The organism is Candidatus Dependentiae bacterium, assembly GCA_003511165.1.
In the GTDB taxonomy this organism is placed as follows: domain Bacteria; phylum Babelota; class Babeliae; order Babelales; family UBA12411; genus UBA12411.
Genome location: DOJW01000002.1, coordinates 37,253 through 55,721, shown reverse-complemented (window position 1 = coordinate 55,721; position 18,469 = coordinate 37,253). Strand labels below are relative to the sequence as shown.

General features: G+C 32.3%; 15 protein-coding genes and 4 tRNA genes. 12 read left to right on the top strand and 7 right to left on the bottom strand.

The genetic code is table 11. The features are described from left to right. Window positions 1-15: 15 nt before the first annotated feature. From DEA20_01110 to DEA20_01090, 5 genes are all read left to right on the top strand, one after another. A complete protein-coding gene (locus DEA20_01110) occupies window positions 16-1,698 on the top strand; it encodes a hypothetical protein (GenBank protein ID HBS47782.1) in 1,683 nt (560 codons plus the stop codon). Between the two features lie 66 nt (window positions 1,699-1,764). After that, window positions 1,765-1,840, top strand: a tRNA-His gene (locus DEA20_01105). A gap of 20 nt (window positions 1,841-1,860) precedes the next feature. Continuing rightward, window positions 1,861-1,936, top strand: a tRNA-Pro gene (locus DEA20_01100). 25 nt (window positions 1,937-1,961) lie between these two features. After that, window positions 1,962-2,038, top strand: a tRNA-Arg gene (locus DEA20_01095). 120 nt (window positions 2,039-2,158) lie between these two features. Continuing rightward, entirely contained in the window at window positions 2,159-2,731 is a 573-nt protein-coding gene (locus DEA20_01090) for a hypothetical protein (GenBank protein HBS47781.1), read from the top strand. 224 nt (window positions 2,732-2,955) lie between these two features. On the opposite strand, the gene DEA20_01085 is transcribed toward DEA20_01090, so the two are convergent. The 4 genes from DEA20_01085 to DEA20_01070 form a co-directional block, all read right to left on the bottom strand. Continuing rightward, window positions 2,956-3,237, bottom strand: coding sequence for a hypothetical protein (locus tag DEA20_01085; protein ID HBS47780.1), 282 nt, complete (start codon window positions 3,235-3,237; stop codon window positions 2,956-2,958). Between the two features lie 222 nt (window positions 3,238-3,459). After that, entirely contained in the window at window positions 3,460-6,237 is a 2,778-nt protein-coding gene (locus tag DEA20_01080; GenBank protein HBS47779.1) for a hypothetical protein, read from the bottom strand. Between the two features lie 44 nt (window positions 6,238-6,281). Next, window positions 6,282-7,598, bottom strand: coding sequence for a hypothetical protein (locus tag DEA20_01075; protein HBS47778.1), 1,317 nt, complete (start codon window positions 7,596-7,598; stop codon window positions 6,282-6,284). Between the two features lie 163 nt (window positions 7,599-7,761). Beyond that, window positions 7,762-8,949, bottom strand: coding sequence for a carbohydrate kinase (locus DEA20_01070; GenBank protein HBS47777.1), 1,188 nt, complete (start codon window positions 8,947-8,949; stop codon window positions 7,762-7,764). A 431-nt stretch (window positions 8,950-9,380) separates the two neighbouring features. Here DEA20_01070 and DEA20_01065 point away from each other — a divergent pair, with 431 nt between their 5' ends. The 7 genes from DEA20_01065 to DEA20_01035 all read left to right on the top strand — a co-directional run bounded on the left by DEA20_01065 (window position 9,381) and on the right by DEA20_01035 (window position 16,222). After that, window positions 9,381-10,628 (top strand): hypothetical protein, encoded by a 1,248-nt coding sequence (locus tag DEA20_01065; protein ID HBS47776.1) that lies wholly within the window; start codon window positions 9,381-9,383, stop codon window positions 10,626-10,628. Between the two features lie 109 nt (window positions 10,629-10,737). Then, the gene (locus DEA20_01060; protein HBS47775.1) at window positions 10,738-11,268 is read left to right on the top strand and encodes a hypothetical protein; all 531 of its coding nucleotides are present in this window, start codon (window positions 10,738-10,740) and stop codon (window positions 11,266-11,268) included. A 67-nt stretch (window positions 11,269-11,335) separates the two neighbouring features. Beyond that, window positions 11,336-12,778 carry a hypothetical protein gene (locus DEA20_01055; GenBank protein ID HBS47774.1) on the top strand — a complete coding sequence of 481 codons (1,443 nt, stop codon included), beginning with the start codon at window positions 11,336-11,338 and terminating at the stop codon, window positions 12,776-12,778. Continuing rightward, window positions 12,756-13,664: a nucleoside-diphosphate sugar epimerase gene (locus DEA20_01050; protein HBS47773.1), complete on the top strand. Its 909-nt coding sequence runs from the start codon at window positions 12,756-12,758 to the stop codon at window positions 13,662-13,664. The genes DEA20_01055 and DEA20_01050 overlap by 23 nt, the downstream gene beginning before the upstream one ends. A gap of 62 nt (window positions 13,665-13,726) precedes the next feature. Continuing rightward, window positions 13,727-13,813 (top strand) — tRNA-Leu (locus DEA20_01045). Window positions 13,814-13,948: 135 nt separating this feature from the next. Next, window positions 13,949-15,067, top strand: a complete 1,119-nt coding sequence (gene dnaJ / locus DEA20_01040) for a molecular chaperone DnaJ (protein HBS47772.1) — start codon at window positions 13,949-13,951, stop codon at window positions 15,065-15,067. A 102-nt stretch (window positions 15,068-15,169) separates the two neighbouring features. Next, entirely contained in the window at window positions 15,170-16,222 is a 1,053-nt protein-coding gene (locus DEA20_01035; protein ID HBS47771.1) for a hypothetical protein, read from the top strand. A 44-nt stretch (window positions 16,223-16,266) separates the two neighbouring features. Here the strand turns inward: DEA20_01035 and DEA20_01030 are convergent, their stop codons facing one another. From DEA20_01030 to DEA20_01020, 3 genes are all read right to left on the bottom strand, one after another. Then, the gene (locus DEA20_01030) at window positions 16,267-17,517 is read right to left on the bottom strand and encodes a type II secretion system protein GspE (protein HBS47770.1); all 1,251 of its coding nucleotides are present in this window, start codon (window positions 17,515-17,517) and stop codon (window positions 16,267-16,269) included. A gap of 6 nt (window positions 17,518-17,523) precedes the next feature. Next, on the bottom strand, window positions 17,524-17,922 hold the full coding sequence (locus tag DEA20_01025) for a hypothetical protein (GenBank protein ID HBS47769.1): 399 nt from the start codon (window positions 17,920-17,922) through the stop codon (window positions 17,524-17,526). A gap of 129 nt (window positions 17,923-18,051) precedes the next feature. Then, complete coding sequence (locus DEA20_01020; GenBank protein HBS47768.1) at window positions 18,052-18,324, bottom strand: DNA-binding protein; 273 nt, start codon at window positions 18,322-18,324, stop codon at window positions 18,052-18,054. Window positions 18,325-18,469: the final 145 nt, after the last annotated feature.

The window sequence follows — 18,469 nt, the reverse complement described above, 5'->3', positions numbered from 1 at the left end:
CAAAAAGGAAAGTGTATGAAGAAAATAAGAATTATTTTATATATTGCCGCAATTTTACTTTTACTGCAAAAAAATACCGTTTTTGCCCGAAACTTAACACAAAGTAGCGATTCGATAAAACTTAATTTATCAAAAAACAAGCTTGATAAAGACACAATTTTAAAAGAAACAGAACCAAAAACGCCACAAAATATTATTCTCCAAAAAGTTTCAATAAATAATGCTAAATTGCCTAAAATTCTATCTCAAAATAATAAACTTTTAGCAAATCAATCTAAAGCTAAACAACCTCAAACCGATAATAATAGCGAAATTTATCAAGGCCTACGGATGACAAGTGAAATCGTAGGAATTATTGAACGTAAAGCATTCCGAAAACCGCAGTTTCTTCCCTTTTTTGAAGAATGTTTCAAATCAGGAGTCCCTTACTGTGACCCACATTCTTCATTTTTTACAAAAAAAAGCTATGGCGAAATCATGGACTCCACGTCAGGTGAATTTAGTGGAATCGGTGTTAGCACAATCAGCAAAGATATTAGTGATGACTGGATTATAGTTACCGATGTTATCGAAGGTAAACCTGCCGACAAAGCAGGGATAAAACCTGGGGATAAAATAGTAGAAGTCGATGGTGAAAAATTAAAAGGATTATCATCTGACGAAGTAATTGCAAAATTAAAAGGACCTCAAGGATCTAGCGTCAAAGTTAAAGTAATTCGCAATAATAAATTAATGGAAAAAGATTTCGAGATAAAAAGAAATATAATCAAAAACGAAGTAGCAACCTGCTACCATTTCAAAAATTCAAATATATTTTATATTTCCTTGCGATTATTCTCTGAGAACGCTGCAGAAAATAGCACTAAATTCCTAAAAAAAGCTGCTGCATCCGGATGCAACGGAATAATTTTTGATTTAAGGAAAAATCCAGGTGGTATTTTAGAAGTTGCTGTCGACATGGCCGGACTTTTTGTAAAAAAAGATTCACTTGTCGTAGCAACCAAAGATCGTGACGGCGTAGTAACAGGGGAATACAAAACCTCATCCAATCCTGTTTACAAAACCTCTATTCCACTATTTATTTTGATCGACAATTTCTCAGCATCAGCATCCGAAATTTTGGCAGGAGCTCTAAAACATTATTCCGAAGAATATACACAAGAAAAAGACAAATCGTATCCATTGATGGTCTTTTTGCTAGGCACCCAAACTTTTGGTAAAGGTTCAGTTCAAGAAGTTATTCCTATAAGCAATGGTTGCGCTATCAAACTTACGACAATGCTCTATTACCTTCCCGATGGTACATCGATACAAGCAAAAGGAATCGAGCCCGATTTTCTTGTAAAATCAAAAATAATTTCTGAAGAAGAGTCCAAATGGTTCACAGCTTTTTACGGCAGTGAAAGCTCACTTAAAAATTATATAACACAGCAAGAAGCATCGGGTAAAAAAGAAACTGTTGCAAAAAAGGAAAAAGAGAAAGAAAAAGATGAGAAAGATCTTTCTTGGGAAGAAAAATTTAGAAAAGCAATGCAAAATGACACCCAGATAAAAACAGCGATAAATATGATAAATATTTTAGCTTTAGCAAATAAAATAGAACCACAGAAAATTTCCACAAGAAAAGACGCTATAAAATATATAAAAGAACATTTCTTGACAGATGATGAAATCGATATAAAAAAAGTAAAAGATTAGTTTGATTTTTGAATTATTGTAGGTATAATTACTTCATTAAATAAATTCTTTTATTGAAATATCTTGGTGGGCGTAGCTCAGTTGGTAGAGCGCCAGATTGTGGTTCTGGTGGCCGTGGGTTCGAGTCCCATCGCCCACCCCAAAAGAATCAAACGCTTATGTCGGGGCGTGGCGCAGTTGGTAGCGCACTCGCTTTGGGAGCGAGGGGTCGCCAGTTCGAGTCTGGCCGCCCCGACCATTTTTTCTTCATTATTTTAAATCTAGTGCCCGTAGCTCAGCTGGATAGAGCAACGGATTTCTAATCCGTAGGTCACAGGTTCGAGTCCTGTCGGGCACACCAGTCTTCGCTAAAGCTTTAGCTGGCAAGGCCAGTCATACTAAGAAATTAATTATAACTCTGACAGCAAAAATAAAGCGAAAGCTGTCCGCCGAAGCATAAGGCGAAAATCGTGGAACTTTTATGAAAAAAGAAATTTTTTATGCTACATCAAATCCCGGAAAATTCGATGAAGTTAACCGTTTTCTAAAATCTCATGTTTCTTCTTCGATAAATCTAAAACAATTCGATGGCGATCTTTTTGAACACCAAACAACAGATGCAAAAGCTATAGCAATCTCAAAAGCTAAACAAGCTTTCGAAATTCTCAAAAAACCAGTTCTTGTTGACGACGCTGGAATTTACTTCAAATGTTTCAACAATTTCCCTGGCACTATGACAAAATTTATCTTGAGAGGAATTGGATTCGAAGGCGTATTTTCTCTTTTGGGTAAAAATATGGAAGCATATTTTCTTTTGTATATGGTTTATATCGATGAAAATAATCTTGAAGTTTTTGAAGGCAGATGTGATGGCAAAATAGTTAAACCATCAAATTTTGATGCCCCAAAAGGGCTTCCTTGGGATGCGATTTTCGTTCCAGATGGTAGCGATAAAACTTATTCGCAAATTAGAGGAAGTGAAGATGAAAAAGAATTTGCTTATAGACTTATGGCTTTAAAAAAATTTATTAAATGGCTTCAAAGTCAATCATAAGGTATAGATCATCCCTTATTTATATCCCTATTTTTATAATTCATATTTTTTAAACTTAATTAATCAACTCTACTTACGATTATTTTTCTTTTTTATTTTATCAAAGATGTTACCCGCATGGGCCAAGGGTGCTGAATTTGAGCACCCTTGGATCCCCAAAACAAAGAGGTTTCTTTGTAATCTTCCTCCTTCGTTAAAACTTCGGCGGACAGGCTCTACGTAAATCAAGATGGACAGCAGCCAGCCCGCCATAACTTTAGTGACGGCGGGTTCAAACAGGTAGCGCTAATTTGGAATCCTACACTCTCATAAAGACGTTTTTCTAAATTTTTCAACACTTCAAATTTAGAAAAATAAAGGAAATATAAAATAGATTTTCGCAAATGTTCTAAACCCAGTAAATAAAATTTGTATATCCTTATTGCAACGCTACTATCGCAGTGCAACGTAGTTGCATCCAGATAGTTTAGCGTTGTAGGAAATCCAAAAGTGCTCTTTTGGCGCATGGAGGATGCAAGGAGGTTTTTGCGACAAAATCTCCTTGCCCCTCTGCGGGAGCAGGTAAAAATAAAATTAATAAAATAAAGAAACGGAAGAAGAAATAAATATCAAAAATTTTAAAATTTAAAAAATATTTAATTAAAAATTAGACAAAACATGGATTGTAACAAATAAATAGAAAGGGGCGGAAAATTCCGCCCCTTTCTATTTATTTGTTTTTTGCAAAACTATTCTAAGGAAATAACTCCGTTATCAGTTCCTGCTAAGATTGTTCCAATTCCTGAAATATTTTCAATCCAGTGAATTCTAGAAATATCTGCATTTACACCAATTTCTGATGGGGCAAATGGAGCCGACATATTCCACTCTGCTGAATTGTATGGAAGTGAATCTAATGAACTGTAAGTTAATGTTTCAGTCGGATCGAACCTTGTGAATAATCTTCTACCACCATCTGTGTAGAATGATAGTGAACGATCAAGATAGGTGATCGAACTGCTTGAGTTCGTATAATCACTTCTTACAACTGGAGAAGCTGCAAATGGTGAATTGATTATATTAAACTGACTGTTTTGATAGTAATTTTGGAGACCTGGATCCGAGAAGCTTATTCCAAATAGTTTTGTAGATTGTCCATTATAGTCCGGAATGCTTGATGTTGGTGTATGTTTTGGCGCATATAATGAATGATAACATCTTGTACTATCTATAGTAGTCCAACTATGTGCAAGAACGCCCATATCAAATCCAGTTAATGACACATTTGAATCAAAAACTCCGGCATTTGTAGATAGAACTCCGTAAACAAGTTGGCCTGTTGCATTAGTTACAATCTTAAATCCAGAAATTACAGCATTTGTAGGAATACTACGGGTTGCGCCTGATTCTGCGATTTTGGTTACAGTTGTCATGGCGGTAACATCATTTGCAAGAGTTATTCTCCACAATCTGCTCTTCAAGCTTCCAATGGATGTAATATCCTGTTCAACAACATAAATATAAACACCGTCACTTTCTATTTGAGAGACTGTTCCTTCAATTGAACTTGAAGACATTTTACGCCATGCATAAGTATCAGGGGTTGAGAAGAAAGTACCTAAATTATCAGAAATACCACCCGATCCTCGTGAAGTATCAAATCCTGCATAAGGACTAGCTGTTTTTGCATAAACATATAAACCATTATCGGTTCCTGCAAAGAAATATCCTTTTGTAGCAGCGGCTTCCATCATAGGTCTCGAGAACTGCAAACATCTTACCATTGCTGAATTTGGAAGAGTTGTTTTACTATAATACTGTAAAGGAGTTCCAAAATTATAATCCTCATAATTAGTTTCTCTTTGATTACCAAAAGAGGTCAAAGCCATAGCAACTTGCTGATAACCACCAAACAATGCCATTGAGTTATAAGGATTGCTTGGATTATAAAGAGATGTTGTACCTGCAACTAAATCCAAGCAACAAGAAATTCCATAATCGTTGAAAAATGAATCTTGATTTAATTTGTAAGGCAAAGAATCAGCGGTAAAACTTGAAGTTATCCAGCTTGTTCTATAAACAATTCTTGGATTTGTATCTGTAGATTCATTTACAACTTCCCAAACTTTTCCAGTTTTTGCATCAACAGAGAAGAATCTAGCTTTATCTTGATAAATATTTGGCGTATCGAAACCTCCAAAAGAAGTCATTACTCTTTCCCATTTTGTCCAGCCAATAATTGTTCCATTGTTATCAAAAAGAGCTTGCGAAGACCAAACACCAAAGTCATTATTTGCATCACGAGCGGCTAAAGAACTATGAAATGATACATAAACAGTATCGCCGACCACTTCCATATCAGAAGCATATGATGTACTTGCCCAAGGAGCTGTGCCACCACCAACAGTTAATGAATATGCAGAATCACCAGCCAATGTAACTTCGTTAAAGTTATTTGGTAAATTTACATAGTATGATTTGTTTTGTATGACTTGATATTCAGTTGTACTGTAACGTAAACAATAAATATTGTTACCAACAGAAGTTGTTGCTCCATACTGTTCAATTCCGCCATTAACAATTAAATAATTATTACCAGTTGATGTAGTCATTGTACGTATTTTATTAATATTAATAGAAGCTATACTTGCATTAGAGGCATTAGTATAAGCAAAAATTGTTTTTAAATTGCTTGCAGCAGGATTTACACCATAAGGCAAAATATCTCTTAAAACAAGAGTTCCTCCTGCTATTGTTGCAGTAGAAATAGCAGAATAATAATCAGTCGTTGCAGCGCCAACATTTCTTGCATTTACAGTTCCCGTAATAAATAAAGTTGCAAATGTTGGATTCCAATATAAATCATTTACATGTGGAGACAATGTCATAACAGAGTCAGCACTTGCAATACGCATAGGTGAACCATCACCATAATATGTTCCTTTAGCTGAATTCCATTTAACAGCATTGCCCATCAAATGAGGTGCACTTGTTCCACTAAACCAAACGGCGGTAATTCCAGATCCTAATGAATCAGTTCCTGGAAATCCATGAACACGCAAAAATGCAAATTCTGTAGAACCTACAACTGTATCAAAACTCGATGCATTACTATCAGTGCCGGTTAAACGAACAGCTAAACCTGTAGTTACATAATTTGCATCGGTAAGAACTACTGCATTCAAAAATGGGTTTGTTGTTGTAAATACCAAATGAGTTGCAGCTCCACCGCCATTATTTATTAATCCTAAACTTGTTGTGGTTATTGCATAATTGAAAGCATCATACGCTGCAGTTGCAAGCGGCGTAAATACAGTAGCATCACGACCAGCCATTGCAAGTGAGTAATTAAAATTTGGCTGCTGTGTTCCCAGATAAAATGTACCCGTATAACGGTCATAAGCTTTTGCAGATATATTTTGTGCAAAATTGGTAACACTGCTACTTTGACTAACCTGCACAACCGCTGCAAGCGATGTGAACAAGCATGCAGCGCCAAGCAGCGTCAAAATCTTAAGTTGCTTCATATTATTCTCCTTATTTTTTTTCATTAACTAATTAACATTTTTATTTAAAATTTCCAGCGAATATCCATGCCAAGTCCGGCTCCAATCATATCTGTTTTAAATGCATTCTTACCATCAAATGGATAGTTATAGAAAACATTTAAGCGAGGTGCCCATTTCGAATCTGACATGTGAACACTAAAGTCATAATCGACCATGAAGTGAATTACATGCATCGTAAAACCTTTAATCAAACTATCGCTATTGACTGCTGAATGATCAAAGAGTGAAGAATCTTTTGGAGTCAAAGTATCTTTTTCTTGTTTGTTGTAGGAATATCCGACAAGGGCTGAAAGACCTTTTAAAATATGGTCAAATTTGATATCGGTACCAAGATGCCATAATGTTCCTTTTTCTTCTTTTGCATTTCCTTGTGCTAGGCGAATATCACTTTGTTGTTTTGAGAAAGTTTTCATTCTCTTATTCATTGTTTTGTCGAAGAAGAATGCTGCGCTAGCTTGGCCGTCAATTGTAAGCCAATCATTTGGAATCATGTCAAATTGTACAAACAGAGGAATAGCCCAGTGGCCATTGTATCCAGTTGGAACTGAGAAAACATAATTTGTCTTCTCTTTGACACCGGTTGGGAATAACACTCCAGCTTTTGCTGTCAAATTAAATTTAATTGGGTCTTTGCCTTCAGTCTTGAAATCACCTTCCCAGCCAAGAAGTAAACTTACATCACCAAATGATGTCTTTTCATATTTTGAGCCATAAGAGTTATAGCCATAAGTGTTTAAAATCGTATTTAATTGATTTTTGAATTGAATCCACTCATGCGTTGTCTTTGAATAAATTCCATTGTCTGGTGAAAGATCTGTATAAGAAATGCTTCGTACACTTACACTACGAACTGGAACCTGTAAATTTACAAAGAATTTTGATACCAAATTCTGACGAAGATCTATGTTAACATCATGAATTCTGAATTTGCCATGGAAATCTAATTGACCAAAATTGTCGTTTGTTCCTGCATGGTTTGCTACAGCCATTGAAAAGAAATCGGCATAATATTGAAATGTTGAAAGTTTAGTAACATTTTCAAATAGATACAACATGTTGTGCGTACCGACTCTATTTAAAAGTGAGCCTGTGTGACCGTTTTTGTCCCAAGATGATCTTGCATCTCCATATGCATATGACAAATCTAATTTAGTAAACCAATTATAATTTTCATAGTTTTCTACTTTATCAAATACACTTGTTGTTGATGATCTATGCAGATGTGCAGCTTTATAAAAATGCGCGTTATCAATTGCTGCTGCGCTTGTCGTTAATCCTACTGCTAGGATCGTTATAAGCAGTTTGCGATTTTGTTTCATCGTCATCCTCTCCTTCTTTTTTTCTTTACTATTCTACCTGGCTTTATTTGAACTTTTAGCAACAAAACTACCTTTTCAAAAGTCCAAAACTTTTGCAATAAAAATATTTTTTTACTTTTTATTCTTTTTGCTACTTAATTTTGTCAGATTAAAAAATTAAAAATCAATAAATCAAGAACTGTGAAAAAAAATCTCTTCTAATTTCTAAAGATCGCTCTTCGATTTCCTTTTTTGACAAAAGACCACTTTTTGCATCTTCGACTCCAACCACCGATGCGCTATTAATTGTCGCAAACCTCATAGACTGCTCTATATTTTTCCCACTTAAAAAAGAACCTACAAATGTAGATCCAAAAGCATCCCCCGCGCCTATTGTGTTCACAACATTTACTGGTAAAATAGCATGATAAAAGACAGCCTTTTCACTAAAAGCATATGCTCCCGCGCTACCATTTGTTACCAAAACAATCTTTGGTCCCAGGGCGATTAAAGAGCTACAAAAATCTGTTAATGAAACCATCCTTTCCCCTTTTGCAAAAATCGGTTTCTGCAAAAATTCTGGAATATTTTTATTGTTAGAATTTTCTAATTGTTTATTAGATAAATTGAATCCACAATTGCAAAAAGTTTCTGCTAAAACTGCAGCTTCTACTTCATTCAAAATTAAAATATCTATAAATTTTAATCCATTCAAAATGCAATTTTTACCTCCCTTCAGCTGCGCAACTCCAGGATTGAGCGCAACCAAAATATTTTTTTCATGCGCCATTTGCAAAATTGGAAGCAAAATTTCCGCCGACTTACCGCTTAGCGCTGTTATATATATTCCATCAACTTCTTCAAGCACCGAAGACGCAAAGCTTTCCAATTTAATATTGGTATTAGCTCCACGATTAACAAGAATCGTCCGCTCGCCACTCTGTGATGAAATAATAAAAGAACTAGCTGTTGTAAGCTTTTCATCAACCAAAACATGTTTTGTAGATATTCCAAAATTGTTAAATTCTTCTAAAATAGATTTCCCAAAAGAATCGTTTCCTACTTTACAAAAAACTGCAGTTTCAACCCCCTGCTTGCTAAAAGAAACAGCCGCATTGCCCGCTCCACCGCCACTGTACTGATGCAATCCTGTCAAATCAACTTTATTCCCCTCATGAAATGCTATAAAAGAAACCCTTTTACCCTCATCAGTTAAAGAAATATAATCTAAACCCTTACCATCCATTTCAAGAAAAAAGTCACAAGTGACACCACCAACTGTTAACACTTTTTTAGTTTCAACAGTTGCAATCAAAAAAGATCCGCCCAAAAAGATTGTTGCTAAGCCTACTTTTGTAAAAAAATATTTCATAAATTTTCCTTTAAAAAACCATTTTATTATTTTAATCAATGGGGAGTTTAAAATAATTGGTATTAAAATTTAAAATTAATAAAAAAATAGTTCTTTTTATTCTTCTATAACTTCTTTTTATTATTTTTAAGGAATTATTATTTAATTTATTTTTATTAATTTTTTGAATATTCACCAACTCTTCTCTCGTTTATTTTAGTCTTTAATTTATTTTTTGATTTGCTACACGCAAGGTGACAGCTAGAGATAGAGTGAAAAATAAAGAAACTAAAGAAGAATGGAATTAAATTAAATAATTGGAATAATTTTTAAGGGATGATTAATCTCTTAAAATAACCTTTTAAAATAACAAAAACCTCAATGAAATTTATAACTAATGAAAATAGACTTCTTTATCAATTAAACTAGTTGATATAAAAAGGATAAAATTAGTGAAATTTAAAAAATTAATTCGAAAAAAAGTTTTTATTATTGCAATCGCAATATCAATAATACTTCACTTAATATTTCTATTTTTCTTTCTACAAACAAAATTCAAATCTGGAACCTTTTATTGGCCTAGAAACGACAAAAAGGTTGAAACCAAAGTTATATTTCTACCTGATGAAAATTTAAAAAATGAAACTAAGTTGGCGGAAAACAAGCTTCCTCCAAAAAAAGAAACTCCACAAACCGCTCCGTCATTACCACAGGAAGCTCAAAAACAAAAAGAAATCCCCCCGCTCAAATCAGATCCTAAAGAAAAAAAATACAAATTAGACATCATGTTTACACCAAATGGCGAAGTGGTAAAAGGATCAACTCTTGAAATAGCTCACAAAAAAAATGATACTCCAAATAAAGAATCCGAAAAAGAAACATTCGTTGAAAATGAAGATTTAAAAGAAGAAATAACACCAAAACAAATTGAAGAAAAATATTCTTCAACAAAAGAAGCAAAACTTAAAGAAAAAAAAATTAACCCTAGCAAATTAGAATTTGAAAATTTGAGCGAAAATGGAAATATCCCTGCTTCAAAACCTTCCAAAATAAAAAAAGAAACAATACCGCAAGATCAAGAAACAAAAGAATCAGAAGTCTCAGAAACAAAAGATGATCATGAGATTAAACTAAAACAAATGGCTTTAAGCAACCTATTCAAAAGTAAATCAATCCCAAACAAAACATCTAAAACTGAAAAACCCAAACTTTTTTACGATGAAAATGATTTTGTAGCAGAAAATGAAAAAACAGTTTTACCTCTGCCAAAAGATAGTAAAAAACAGATAATTAAATTAAATAGATTTAATGGAATAGGAAACATAACTCAAGATGGAGATGAAGATGCACCTTGGGAAGTAATACAGGAAAAAATACGTTACATGAATTATTTAAATAAAGTAGCAAATTCAATGATGCATTCTATCCGAATCGAATGCAGAAATTTAAACATCACTCATATATTAAGCAAGCCAACATCTGTGCAAATAACTTTTAATGACAAAGGGGAACTAGAAGATTCGCAAAAAGTAGAATCTTGCGGCAATGAAAATATAGATAAAACCTTTTACAAAGCTATAAAACATACCTTTCCGGTTTTAAAAGTTCCAGCAGACCTTAAATTAAAAAAATTATGTTATCTAATCGAATATGATTTTTTTAATTTTTCAATTTATGCCCTATCTTTAGAAAAAGCCTAGAACTTCCACCTCTAAAAATCTTTTTTTTATTTTTATTAAAATTATTTCTTCTATATTGCATCTCTTTGATAAACTAAATAAAAACATTCAACACAAAAGGTAGATTGAGATGAAGATGCTAAAAGTCGTAAAAAAAAGCGAACTAAAAATCTTAAAAAACTTAATAATATTTTTATTAAGTTTTCAAATTCAAACCAATCTAAACAGCCAAATATTAAACGAAAAATTTAGTCTCAAAACCACCTCCTTGTGGCAAGATCTAGGTGAACAAAATATCAAAACTTGCAACATCAAAGAAAAAAGAGCTTTAATTTTTGAGCTAATCTTTAGATCAAAAAAAGTATTAAATTTAAAAAAAATAACTTTAAAATGGAGCGGTGAACATATCGAAAACATCGCTGCTTCTCTTTATCAAAAAAAAGAATATGACCCTTTAATGTTAATCGAAAAATATTTTGTAAGTGATGGAATTTGGAATAAAAAAAAGCAAGAATTTACATTCTTACTTGATGAAAAACTTGTTGCGATAAATAAATATTTTCTTGTTCTAAACTTTGCAAAACAATTTGAAGAAAGACTCAAAAATGGACGATTCAATCTACAAAACGACAATGCAATCAAAATTTGTTATCTACAATAAATTTTTTTAAATTTTTCTTTATAAGTTCAAATAAAAAATTTATCCTTATCAAATCTATTAATTCAAAATAGAAAAAGGAGGCGTTGTGGCAAAAGTAGTAATCCTTGGAGCCGGCCTGACAGGACTGTCTACCGCATATCATTTAGAAGAAAAATTTTTTTTTGATTACAAAATATTTGAAAAAGATACACATCCTGGTGGCCTTTGCAGATCAATAAGCGTTGATGGTTTCACATTTGATTATACAGGTCACTGGATTCACATAAGCAATCAATATTTTCAAGAATTTCTAAATAAAATCTTAGAGAAAAATAAATCCAATTTTGAAAATACATTTAACCACTTCTCCCGCAAAGCCTTTATCTACTCGCATGACACTTTTGTTAAATATCCATTTCAAGTAAACCTTTCGCCTTTACCACAAAAAGTAATAATCGAATGCATCAAAGGATTTATTAATCGCAAAACAAATTTAAAACAACCAAAAAATTTTCATCAATGGGTTTTAAAATATTTTGGAAATGGCATTGGTAAACATTTTCTCTTTCCTTACAACGGCAAATTACTTGCAACAAATCCAAAAACATTGCATCACAGCTGGACCGGAAGATTTGTTCCTAAAATTACACTTGATGATATTCTGCAAGGATCTTTAGACAAAAATTTTGAAAATCAATTCGGCTACAATCAAAAATTTTATTATCCCAAAAACGGCGGAATTCAAACGTTAACAGATAACATAAAAAACTGTATTCAAAACAAAATTGAAACAAATTACAAAGCAACAAAAATAGATTTAAAAAATAAAATTGTTATTTTTGAAAATGGTCACAGCGAAAATTTTGACATATTAATAAACACCACTCCACTTAAGAATATGCTTTTAACACTACAAGAAAAACCTAATTCTAAACTACAAACAGCTGCTCACAATCTAAAAAATAACTCTGTAATAAACTTTAATTTGGGAATAAATAAATCAAACTTAACAGACAAAAATTGGATTTATATACCACAAAAGCAATATCCATTCTATCGAATAGGATTTTTTAGCAGTGTAGACGCACAACTAACTCCCAAAAATCAAAGTAGTCTTTACGGCGAGATTTCGTTCATAGCTGGAAAAAAATCAAAAATCCAAATAAATAATTTAACCCAAAAATCAATCAATTTAACTTTAGATTTTTTAAAATTAAAAAAAGAAAATATTTCATTAGAAAAAAATCTTTTCATCGAAAATGCTTATGTAATCTACGACAGCTGGAGAGAAAAAAACTTACAAAATGTTATTACAAACCTTAAAGAATATTCTATTTATTCAATCGGAAGATATGGAGAATGGAAATATTCAAGTATGGAAGAAGCTATACTAGATGGTAAAAATATAACGGATCAAATTTTTTCAAATTCAAAAAAATTATTTCAAGGAGCTACCAAATCAACAATCGACCGTAATGAAGAATTTTCCCAAAAAAAGGAGATAAAAAATGAACGCGTTTTACAAAAATAAACATGTTTTGGTTACTGGGGGTGCTGGTTTCATCGGATCTCATATAACAGAAAAGCTGGTTTCTTTAGGCGCAAAAGTTACAGTGCTCGACAATTTATCCAGCGGAAATGAAGATAATCTAAAAAATATAAAATCTAAAATTAAACTTATAAAAGAAGATGTTCTCTCTCAAGAAGCTTGCGAAAAAGCCACAAAGCATAATGATATTATTTTTCATTTAGCTGCTTTAGTTTCCGTTCCATATTCCATTGAAAATCCTTCAAAATGCTGGGAAATAAATGTTATGGGAACTTTTAATGTTTTATCCGCCGCTGTAAAAAACAATGCAAAAACCTTAATATTTTCCTCTTCTTCAGCTGTTTATGGAGATAAGCAACAACCTTGCAGCGAAAATGACGATACAAACCCAAAATCTCCTTATGCTGAAAGTAAAATTCAAGCCGAAAATATCTGCAATGAATTTTCTTCAAAATATGGAATCAAAACCGCATCTTTACGATATTTCAATGTCTTTGGTGAGCGCCAAAAATTTAACAGCGAATATGCTGCCGTTGTCGCAAAATTTGAAAAAGCAATCAAAAATAATGAACCCCTTGTTATTTATGGAGATGGCAAACAAACTCGAGATTTTATTCATGTAAGTGAAGTAGTAAATGCCAATTTATTTATCGCTATGCAAAATCAGATAAGTGGAGACATTTTCAATATCGGAAGCGGAAACAGCATGAACTTATTTGAATTAATAGAATATTTGGAAAACAAATTAAACAAAAAAAATAGCGGTATCTTTTTTAAACCTGCAAGAAATGGTGACATCGTATATTCAGCTGCAATCTGTGAAAAATATGAAAACTTAAAACAAACTTTAAATCAAAAACAGCTTTAAAATAAATAAAATCTAGGCTTTTACATCCAGCAAAAAGGTGTTAAAATTGCTAAAAACATTTTGCCGAAGTGGTGAAACTGGCAGACACGCTAGGTTCAGGGTCTAGTCCTAGAAATAGGGTGGGGGTTCAAATCCCCCCTTCGGCACCAAAAAACTCAAAAAAATATTAATTTTCTATATTTTTAATAAAATACCCTTGTTTTAAGCCGTTCATCTAGTTATAATTAATTTTCAAGATCTGAGTCGATTTGACTCAAATTTTTAAAAATTATTAAGAGGTAAAAATGCAAAAAAAAGATTTTTATGAAATTTTAGGGGTATCCAAAAACGCTGCTGCCGATGAAATAAAAAAGGCTTACAGAAAATTAGCTTTAAAATATCACCCTGACCGAAATCCTGGAAATAAAGAAGCTGAAGACAGATTTAAAGAAGCTGCCGAAGCTTATGAAGTTCTATCGGACGAACAAAAAAGAAAAAAATATGATCAATTTGGCCATGAAGGATTAGGACAAGGAGCCGGTTTTAGCGGCAACATGAACATGGATGATATTTTTGAACATTTTGGTGATATTTTTGGAGATTTTTTTGGCGGTGCTGCAAAAAGTCGTAAATCAAATAAAAGCGGACTAACTCCAAGAGCTGGTCACGACCTTTCAAAAAACATTGAAATCTCTTTAAAAGATTCTTATTCCGGTTGCCAGCAAATAATAAATGTTTATCATTACATTCCTTGCGAAAATTGCAATCAAACAGGATGCAAAAATACAAGCAAACCAACTAAATGTAGCAAATGCAAAGGAAGCGGCGAAATTAGTTATCAACAAGGATTTTTTGCATTTTCCCAACCCTGCAATCAATGCCACGGAGAAGGTTTTACAATTTCCGATCCATGTCCAAGCTGCAAGGGTCAATCTCGAATTCAAAAAACAGAAAATTTTACAGTCAACATTCCAGAAGGTATTTTTGATAGCGCCGAACTTCGCTTAAGCGGAAAAGGCGATGCCGGAATGTTCGGTGGCCCAACAGGAGATCTTTACCTGCGAGTAAACATCAAAGAAGATAAAACTTTTTATAGAAAAAACAACGATCTCATTCGCCACATCACACTTTCTTATCCAGAACTAGTTTTGGGCACAGAGATCGAAATTGAAAATATAAATCAAACAATCGAAAAGATTAAGATAAGCGCAGGAACTCCAGTCGGAAAAGAAATATCTATAACTGGAAAAGGTTTTAAAAATCTCAAAGGTTATGGACTCGGCAATTTTGTAATAATTATTGATTGCGATATTCCTAAAAAACTTGATGCTGAAAGTAAAAAAGCGCTGCAAAATTATGCTACAAAATTAGCCACTAACCAACCGGGTGGTTTTTCTAGCTTTTTTAAAAAAATATTAAATTAATTTTTTCAAAAAATTGCAAAATTAATTCATTTTATACTAGCTTTTAAATGCACAAATTTTAGACTTTAATAATTTTCTAAAATTACTTTAAAAGGTTTAGTTATGAATAAAAAAAGATTAGTAGTTCTACTGTTTTTATTAGGGTCATTTTCTGAAAATCTCATTTTTGCAAAATTCTCAATCATAACCTGCAATGTACTCCAAGATAGTGCATATCGTAGTTCATTTAAAAAAGAAATTACAACTTACGGAGAGCGATACAAAACAGAATGGGAATTAAAAAAAGAAAAAAGAATTGAACTGTTTAGAACATTTCTTTTCGATCAAATATTTAAACCAAATGTCGAAGTAGTTTGCATGCAAGAATGGCCTATCGTAAGAGATTCTTTAGACCCTCAGCCAAATGAAAAAGATATAAAAACAGTAAAAGATATAGAAAACGAATTTATTAAACAAGACTACCATTTCACAAAACAAGATTACGATACCTACTATGACAAACAAGATCCTGAAAATAAAAGTTTACGATTAAAACTTTTTACCGCATGGAAAAAAGTTTTTAAATTTATCTCTAACCAACCAATTTATATAAAGACCCCAACAACCGGAAATCAACCACGATGTCTACATGTCAGACTTCAAAATGCGCAAACGCAAAAATATCTAAATGTCATAAATTGTCACTTTCAAGAAACGCAAGATACCCAAAACTGGCAAGAAAATACAGCTCCACAAATAAAATCGCTCAAAACTTATATTAAAGAAAACAATCTTCAAAACGAAGCTACTATAATATGCGGTAGTTTCAATTATGACACTTATAATAACGCCACTAATTTTTCTATTTTGGAAACAGAATTTAAAGAATTAAACTTCATACCTCTTGATACAAATATAAAAACGTACTCATCTGATGTCACACATCCAGAAAAACTTAATAATATAGTTATTTCTAAAGAATATTTAAAAGAAATCGCACCACTAGAAAAATATTCTGAGCTTGATAATTTATTAAGTCACAGAAAAGACAAGAGCCAATCTAATTATTTTTCTGATAATATCTGGATAAAGGCTCATTTAGATTTTTCAACACCAAAAGAATCAACTTCATTTTGGGAAAGTATTATAAATTTCTTTAAAAATTTGTTTAGTTGATTTGTAATTTTTTAAAGTTTAAGGGATGTTTACACATCCCTTTTTTAATTTATATTGTTCAAAAATTCCTCAAGGGAAATCAAGCCTGATTCTAACTTTGACAATAAATCGTTTTTCATTAAAATCATTCCGGCTTTAGTAGCAATTTTTTCTATTTCGCTAGCATGCGATTGCTGCAAAATTAAATTTCGAATTTCATCAGTAATTAAAAGTAATTCAGCGCAAGCTATCCGGCCAAAATAACCAGTATTTAAACAATCTCTGCAGCCTTTTGCTTTAAAAACCTTTTTTAATTTTATATTTTTGTTTTCTAAATATTGTCGTTCTTTTTCATCGAGCTCTACTTCAACTTTGCATTTATCACATAATTTTCTAACCAAAGTCTGCGCAATAATTCCACTCACTGAAGCATTTATCAAAAAAGGCTCAACCCCCATTTCTATAAGTCTTACAATAGCACCCGAAGCACTTGATGTATGCAAAGTACTCAAAACTAAATGGCCTGTAAGAGCAGCTTCGATAGCCATTGATGCTGTCGGCTTATCTCTAATCTCTCCTATCATTATCACATCTGGATCTTGCCGTAAAATTGTACGCATTCCATTTGCAAAATCAAAATCAATTTTACTATTTACCTGGCTTTGACAAATTCCATCAATATCATATTCAACAGGATCTTCCATAGTTACAATATTCAGTTTTCGTTTATCCAAACCGGAAAGCATAGCATAAAGAGTAGTTGTTTTTCCGCATCCGGTTGGACCTGTTACCAGGAAAAACCCGTTTAATTTACCCAATAAATTATTAATGCCATCTAAAATATTTTTGTTGAATCCAAGTTGTTGTATGGTTACAACTTGATTAGATTTATCCAGCACTCGAATAACCACTTTTTCACCATAAATAGATGGAAAAGTCGATATTCGTAAATCAATAAAATTTGGATTTTGATTAATAGAAGATTTTGCAATAGAAACCATCAACTTCCCATCTTGCGGACGTCTACTTTCAGCGATATCAAGCCCAGACAAAACTTTTAGCCTAGATAAAACCAAAAAACGCTGCGCAAAACTCACAGCAGGTTGATCGTACAAAATACCATCAATTCTATATCGGACTCGAAGATCTGATTTAGTTGGCTCCAAATGAATATCCGACGCTCTACTCTCTATAGCTTTGTACAAAATTGAATCAACCACTGAAATAACCGGATCCTCTTCAACACCTTCAAGAAGTTTATCTTCATGCTTTTTTAGCTGATAGGTAATCTCTTTTTCATTTAAATCATGTTTCATGAAAAATCATCCCAATTTATAGCCGAATAAAAAAGCAACTGATGTCAGCAAAAATAAAATAATATTATTTTTTACCCAAGCAAAAAAGTTGATAAAAAGATTTTGCAATGTGGTTTTAGACGGATCAAAGTGTAATAAAGTTTTTAGCGCTTCAACATTTATTGACAAAATATTTTGCGAATGCAAAATTACTCCGATCAAAATCATCACAACCGCGCAAACAACAATAAATTTAAAATATTTTTTAAAAAAATATCCCACAAAAAACGCTATCAAAAAAAACTTTAAGTTGCGAATAACTTCTGGCGATTTTATTCCAATTTTTTCCAACCAAGAATTAATATCAATTTTATCCCAAATATATTTCATATTGCTCCCCATTCTTCCTAAAAAATTATCTTCCATAACATTCCCCCCGTTATTTAGAAGTTTAAACCTATTTTAGGATACAATAATCAAAAATTGGTTTTCAATAATAAAAAAATAAGGGGCTAATAATTTAGCCCCTTATTGCATTAAATTAACTAAAAGTTATTAAAGAACAACTTCTTTTAATTTCTTTCCAGGTTTAAATTTAGGAACTCTTTTTGCTGGTATTTGCATCTTCTTACCTGTTGATGGATTTATTCCAACTCTTGCTTTTCTTTTCATGATTGTGAATGTTCCGAATCCTGTTAAGATAATTGATTTACCTTTTTTCAAAGAACCTTCTACAGATTTCATGAAAGCTTCTAAAACATTTTTGCATACTGTTTTTGGAAGCTTAGTATGTGATGCCATTTGTTCAATTAACATCGCTTTATTCATAGTCAACCCTTATTTGTGAAATATTGTTTTTATTTAATAACATTATATAACATACGTTCGTTTAGATAAGGGAATCAATACAATAAATTAAGTAGCACTATTGAGGATTGTTGATACAAATTGTTTTGTCAAGTTTTCTGAACAA

Coding starts and splice junctions, on each gene's coding strand:
- DEA20_01110 (HBS47782.1), top strand. CDS start 16: ATGAAGAAAATAAGAATTATTTTATATATTGCCGCAATTTTACTTTTA.
- DEA20_01090 (HBS47781.1), top strand. CDS start 2,159: ATGAAAAAAGAAATTTTTTATGCTACATCAAATCCCGGAAAATTCGAT.
- DEA20_01085 (HBS47780.1), bottom strand. CDS start 3,237: ATGCGCCAAAAGAGCACTTTTGGATTTCCTACAACGCTAAACTATCTG.
- DEA20_01080 (HBS47779.1), bottom strand. CDS start 6,237: ATGAAGCAACTTAAGATTTTGACGCTGCTTGGCGCTGCATGCTTGTTC.
- DEA20_01075 (HBS47778.1), bottom strand. CDS start 7,598: ATGAAACAAAATCGCAAACTGCTTATAACGATCCTAGCAGTAGGATTA.
- DEA20_01070 (HBS47777.1), bottom strand. CDS start 8,949: ATGAAATATTTTTTTACAAAAGTAGGCTTAGCAACAATCTTTTTGGGC.
- DEA20_01060 (HBS47775.1), top strand. CDS start 10,738: ATGAAGATGCTAAAAGTCGTAAAAAAAAGCGAACTAAAAATCTTAAAA.
- DEA20_01050 (HBS47773.1), top strand. CDS start 12,756: ATGAACGCGTTTTACAAAAATAAACATGTTTTGGTTACTGGGGGTGCT.
- dnaJ (HBS47772.1), top strand. CDS start 13,949: ATGCAAAAAAAAGATTTTTATGAAATTTTAGGGGTATCCAAAAACGCT.
- DEA20_01035 (HBS47771.1), top strand. CDS start 15,170: ATGAATAAAAAAAGATTAGTAGTTCTACTGTTTTTATTAGGGTCATTT.
- DEA20_01030 (HBS47770.1), bottom strand. CDS start 17,517: ATGAAACATGATTTAAATGAAAAAGAGATTACCTATCAGCTAAAAAAG.
- DEA20_01025 (HBS47769.1), bottom strand. CDS start 17,922: ATGGAAGATAATTTTTTAGGAAGAATGGGGAGCAATATGAAATATATT.
- DEA20_01020 (HBS47768.1), bottom strand. CDS start 18,324: ATGAATAAAGCGATGTTAATTGAACAAATGGCATCACATACTAAGCTT.